The sequence below is a fragment of the Streptomyces sp. NPDC088707 genome (assembly GCF_044752725.1).
GTDB lineage: Bacteria > Actinomycetota > Actinomycetes > Streptomycetales > Streptomycetaceae > Streptomyces.
The window spans coordinates 1-5,253 of the sequence record NZ_JBIVLV010000027.1; the positions used below are offsets into that span (position 1 = coordinate 1).

Annotated in this window: 5 protein-coding genes and 1 pseudogene; 2 read left to right on the plus strand and 4 right to left on the minus strand. The window is 66.6% G+C overall.

Translation table 11 applies throughout. The features are described from left to right. Positions 1-147: 147 nt before the first annotated feature. Complete coding sequence (locus ACIP84_RS38620) at positions 148-681, plus strand: transposase (RefSeq protein ID WP_401805073.1); 534 nt, start codon at positions 148-150, stop codon at positions 679-681. Here the strand turns inward: ACIP84_RS38620 and ACIP84_RS38625 are convergent. From ACIP84_RS38625 to ACIP84_RS38635, 3 genes are all read right to left on the minus strand, one after another. Continuing rightward, positions 678-1,495, minus strand: a protein-coding gene (locus tag ACIP84_RS38625) for an IS5 family transposase (RefSeq protein ID WP_401805076.1) whose coding sequence is annotated in 2 segments (ribosomal slippage) — positions 678-1,138 and positions 1,138-1,495 — 819 coding nt in all. Because the reading frame shifts where the segments join, the coding sequence is not laid out codon by codon here. The genes ACIP84_RS38620 and ACIP84_RS38625 overlap by 4 nt on opposite strands. A gap of 102 nt (positions 1,496-1,597) precedes the next feature. After that, positions 1,598-2,422, minus strand: coding sequence for an IS5 family transposase (locus ACIP84_RS38630; RefSeq protein ID WP_401805079.1), 825 nt, complete (start codon positions 2,420-2,422; stop codon positions 1,598-1,600). A 267-nt stretch (positions 2,423-2,689) separates the two neighbouring features. Continuing rightward, a protein-coding gene (locus ACIP84_RS38635) for an IS5 family transposase (RefSeq protein WP_136227413.1) occupies positions 2,690-3,507 on the minus strand; the annotation gives its coding sequence in 2 pieces (ribosomal slippage) (positions 2,690-3,165 and positions 3,165-3,507; 819 coding nt in all). Between the two features lie 87 nt (positions 3,508-3,594). On the opposite strand from ACIP84_RS38635, the pseudogene ACIP84_RS38640 reads away from it, so the two are divergent. Beyond that, positions 3,595-4,060 (plus strand): annotated as a pseudogene (locus ACIP84_RS38640) (transposase); the annotation flags it as partial. Between the two features lie 182 nt (positions 4,061-4,242). On the opposite strand, the gene ACIP84_RS38645 reads toward ACIP84_RS38640, so the two are convergent. Continuing rightward, on the minus strand, positions 4,243-4,752 hold the full coding sequence (locus ACIP84_RS38645; protein WP_401805082.1) for a hypothetical protein: 510 nt from the start codon (positions 4,750-4,752) through the stop codon (positions 4,243-4,245). Between the last annotated feature and the right edge of the window lie 501 nt (positions 4,753-5,253).

Below are 5,253 nucleotides of genomic sequence, written 5' to 3' on the forward strand. Positions count from 1 at the left end.
GCCCGGGCGCCGACATCGACAACTCCACCCCCACCGGCCGCCCCTACACCTACAACACGCCACCGACTGACGCGACCCGGGGTACTAGTACTCCAGCGGCGGATCGTGTCCTGAGCTGGTTGTTGTCGTTGTCAGGTCGTGGTGGGGATGACTGAGGCCCAGGTGTGGGCCGCGGAGTTGGAGTCGGTGTTCGCGCGGGTGGCGGGCCGGTTCGCGCGAGCGGATCTGCGGTGGCGGATGCGTGACGATCTGCGGGGCCTGCTGGCGCCGGTGGCACGGAAGAACGGCTGGCAGCTGCCCGAATACGCAGGTCACCGCACCCCCGACGGGTTCCATAGACTGCTGACCTCAAGCGTCTGGAACACGGACGCGGTCCGTGACGACGTGCGGGAGCATGTCGCCGAACGACTCGGACCGGGCGGTGTGCTGATCATCGACGACACCGGATTCATCAAGAAAGGCACCACCTCGGCCGGAGTGGGCTGGCAGTACACGGGCACCTCGGGAAAGATCGACAACTGTCCGATCGGGGTGTTCGCCACCTATCCCACGTCCCTGGCCGCGGGGCTGCCCGCGGACTGGGTGACAGCGGACGAGGCTTACGGTCAGGAGTGGAAGTTCCGCCGCCTGCTCGAGGAACTCGGCGTCGGCTATGTGGTCGCGGTCCCTAAGAGGTCCTAACAAAGGCGTTGGAGATGTCGGTGGGTGATGAGGCAGGTGGCGAGGCCGAGGAAGGCTTCGTGGATGTCGTCGCGTCGTTCCCAGCGGACGCGGAGACGCCGGAAGCCGTGCAGCCAGGCGATGGTGCGTTCAACTACCCAGCGGTGGACGCCGAGGCCGGAGCCGTGCGGGACTCCGCGTCGGGCGATCACCGGTTTGATCCCCTGAGCCCAGACGAGGCGGCGGTATTTGTCGTGGTCGTAGCCGCGGTCGGCAAGCAGCGTGTCCGGTCGTCGCCTGGGCCGGCCGACCAGGCCGGCGACGGACGGGATCTTGGCGAGCAGGGGTATCAGCTGGGTGACGTCGTTGCGGTTTCCGCCGGTCAGGGACACGGCGAGTGGGATGCCCTGTCCGTCGACGAGGACGTGGTGCTTGCTGCCCGGACGTGCGCGGTCGACCGGGCTGGGACCGCTTTTGGGCCGCGTCGGGCGGCCCGGACGTGGCTGGAGTCGATCACCGCCCGCGACCAGTCGAGCTGCTTGGCCGAGCGCAGCTTCTTGAGCAGGACCAGGTGCAGCTGGTTCCACACGCCGGCCTTGTTCCATGCGGCGAGCCGTCGCCAGCAGGTCATGCCGGAGCCGAAGCCGAGTTCCTGGGGTAGGTACTCCCACTGGATGCCGGTGTGCAGTACGAACAGGATCCCGCACAGAGCCTGCCGGTCGGGCACCCGCGGACGGCCCGCCACCAGCTTCGGCGCCGGGACCGGTAGCAACGGCTCGATCAGCGACCACAGTTCGTCCGAGACGATCCACGGCCGGGAGTTCCTCTTCGCCACGAACGGAGCAACGAGCAACCAAGCCGACAGTCACATGATCAACAGCTTCTGTTAGGACCTCTAAGTGAGCGTTTGATTCTCGATTGTCTATTTCTTTTGTGGTCAGGTGTCGCGCCCGTTGGGGGTGTTCTGGTGGGTGAGGCGGCGGGTCATGAGGCTGATGGCGGCGATTTGGATCATGGCTTCTGATCGGTGTGGGTGGGTTTCGTAGTCGCGGGCCAGGCGGCGGTGGTGCATGAGCCAGCCGAGGGTTCTTTCGACGACCCAGCGGCGGGGTTGGACGGTGAAGCCGCGGGTGTGGGGGTCGCGTTGGACGACCTCGAGGTCGATGCCGCGGGTGGCTGCGTGCTCGATGGTTTTGTTCTTGTAGCCGTTGTCGGCCCAGGCTTTGGTGATGGTGGGGTGGCGGGCGGAGAGGTCGTCGATGAGGCGGGTGCCGGCGGCGGAGTCGTGGACGCTGGCGGCGGTGACGAGAACGGCCAGGAGGAGGCCGAGGGTGTCGGTGGCGATGTGCCGTTTGCGGCCGATGATCTTTTTCGCGGGGTCGATGCCCTGGTCGGCGAGGTGGACGTTGGCGGAGGTCTTGATGCTCTGGGAGTCGAGCAGGCAGGCGGTGGGTTCTGGTTCGCGGCCTTCGGCCTGGCGGAGCAGGCTTCGCAGGAGGCCGTTGAGCTGGTCGAAGATGCCGTCGTTCTGCCAGTGGGCGAAGTAGCCGTAGACGCTCTGCCAGGGTGGGAAGTCGTGGGGCAGGTAGCGCCAGGGGATGCCGGTGCGGTCGACGTAGAGGATCGCGTTCATCAGGGCCCGCAGGTCGTGGTGGGGCCGGCGGATTCCGGCGCGGGCCTGGCGCCAGGTTTCGAGGGTGGGGCGGATCAGTTCCCATCGCGCGTCGGACAGGTCGCTGGGGTAGGGGCGAGGCGGTCGCATGATGTGGGGTTACTGGCGCTGGTGCCTGCCGGGGAGGGCGTGTGCGGGGGTATTGGGAGCGTTGGTATGCGCCAGGGTATGCCGCGAAGTGGTGCTTGTGTAATCGAGACAGGATGTTCTGGGGCAGACCGAGCTGATTCCCTGGCCCTCTGTCTTCGAGAACAGACATATTCCGGCAAATAAGGCGCGGTCGCCCTACGAGGCCGACGATTCAGAAACGCATCAAACCAGCATGAGCACAAGCAAAACGCTCACTAAGACCGTGTCCTATGTGGTGAGGCGGACGAGTCGCTTGTAGCAGCAGATGGCTGCAGCGAGGCCGAGGAAGGCCAGGTAGTTGCGAGGATGTCGCTCGTAGCGGTGGTTGAGCCGGCGGTAGCCGGTCAGCCAGGACATGGTCCGCTCGATCACCCACCTGCGGCGGCCAAGTCGTTCGGAGGACTCGGTGCCCTTGCGCGCGATGCGGACGCCGATGCGTTTCCCGCGGAGCCATTTCCGCAGCTCAGGTATGTCGTAGGCCTTGTCGGCATGCAGACGCTGGGGCTTGAAGTGTCGGCCGCGATGGGGGTCGTGTCTCGTTTGGTGACCGAGCACCATGGGCTTCAGGGCCTGGCTGTCATGGGTGTTGGCCGCGGTGACACCGACGACGAGGGGCAGTCCGTTCGCGTCCGACAGGACATGCATCTTGGAACCCGGCTTGCCCCGGTCCACGGGGCTCGGACCAGTGAGTTCGCCCCCTTTTTCGCCCTCACGTGGGCGGAGTCGAGGACCACGCGCGACAGATCGAGCAGGCCGGCGTCGTCGAGGCGGTGCAGAATCTCCTCGTGCAACCGGCCCCACACTCCGGCCCGCGACCAGATCAGGAACCGACGGTGGGCCGTGGACTTCGATATCCCGAAGCACGGCGGCAGAGCCCGCCAGGCGCAGCCGGACACCAGCACGTAGATGATCGCGGCGAACAGCGTCTCATCAGGCGTGTCCTGCGTCCCGCCGCCCTGCGGCCGCACCCTCGACGGCGGGATCAGCGGCTTCGCGATCTCCCACAGCCCGTCCGGAACAATCCAACTCCACGTACCCCGCCCCATGAAGACCTCAACGTCCGCCTCACCACATAGGACACGGTCTAAGTGGCTCTGGCAGGATTTTCGTAGGCGGAGATCATCCCGCCAGCACTCGCGACCGTGCTGGACTGCTTCAGCCGCAAGGTCGTGGGGTGGTCCATCACCGACCACATGCGCACCAGCCTGGTCGCCGACGCCCTGCGGATGGCCGGCTCGACCCGCGGCAGCCTGGACGGCTCCGTATTCCACTCGGACCACGGAGCCCAATACGGTTCCCGAGCCTACGCCGAGCTCTGCGACCGGTTCGGGGTGACCCGTTCGATGGGCGCGGTCGGCACCAGCGCCGACAACGCGGCCTGCGCAAGCTTCCACGCCTCCAACGCGAGACCCTCCAAGGAGACCCCGACTACGGCGATGCCAGCAGCTGCCGCCGGACCGTCTTCGCCTGGCTGACCCGCTACAACACCCGTGGCTGACCCGCTACAACACCCGCCGCCGGCACTCCGCCAACGGCCACCTCAGCCCCGACGCATACGAACGCCGACACCACGCCGCTAGACTCACCCTCGCCGCGTGATCACTAACCGCGTGTCCACCTTCTCGGGGGAAGGCCCCGCTGCGAAGAAGAGCGCCGTAAGCAGCCCTTCCCGAACCAAGGGGTGAACAGATCAGCCAGACCCAGGGGGCCAGCCACGGCACGGGCGAGCAGAAGCCGGCGTGGCTGGATGAGTCCTTCCAGGAGAACAGCGAGAACGGCTTCTACATCGTCGCCGCCTCCATCATCGATCCCACGACCGCCAGTGACGCGCGCGCGGCGATCCGCAGCCTCAAAGGCCCCCGCGACACCAGCAAGTCCCACTGGACCGAGATGGACCGCAGGCAGCGGCGCGACGCGGCCCAGCTCGTGGCCGCCCAAAGCGGCTCCATGTCGTGGTCATCGGCACCCCGGTGCCCAAGCGGAAGCAGGAACGCGCCCGGAACAAGTCCCTGACCGCGCTCATCGTCGAGCTGCACGGCTTCGGCGTCGACCAGCTCTACCTCGAGGCGCGCGAACCCACGCTCAATCACCGGGACATCCAGACGGTCGCCCAGGCCCGGCAGACGCGCCTGCCGAAGGGCACCCGGTTCCGCGCGGACCATGTGCCCGGAAGCAGCGAGCCCCTGCTGTGGATCTCCCGACATCATCGCCGGCGCCGTCCGTGCTAAACGCACCGGAGACCCGCAGTACACCGCACTGCTGGACAACGTGATCGACTTCGAGATCTCCACCGACTGCTGAAAGACCCCGGAAAAGCGCCGAGCCAGGCTCCCGGTCTGCCCCAGGTCACCTGGCTCCACTTCCGGCAACCCGCGGTCACCGGCTCTAGCAAACCACACTACAGGTCGCCCTTCACCATGCCGACGCCGCCGCCGGTCAAGGCCCAGGGTTTCCACGACTGACGGGCTGGTTCAGATCGGTCTGCCACTTGGTCTCTTGGTTCGCAAGGAAGCAGGCGGGCCCTTCCTGGAGGGGTCCGATACCAGGGCCCGCCTGCTGGCGCGCCGGTTGCGACGTGGGTTGCGCCAACAACCACTACGGGCAGTCCACGAGGAAGGTTCATACCGATGGTGAGGTTGGTTGCCTCATCGGTCCCGTCGACTCGTAGAGTTCGGTCAGTAATCTTGTTCAGCCTGGCTGCGTGCAGAGGCGGCGCTAGGTCGCTGACCTGCAGCTCTTCGTGGCACCGCCACCCGATCGGTGGCCAGGTTGAAAGAGCTCATGTCCGTGCT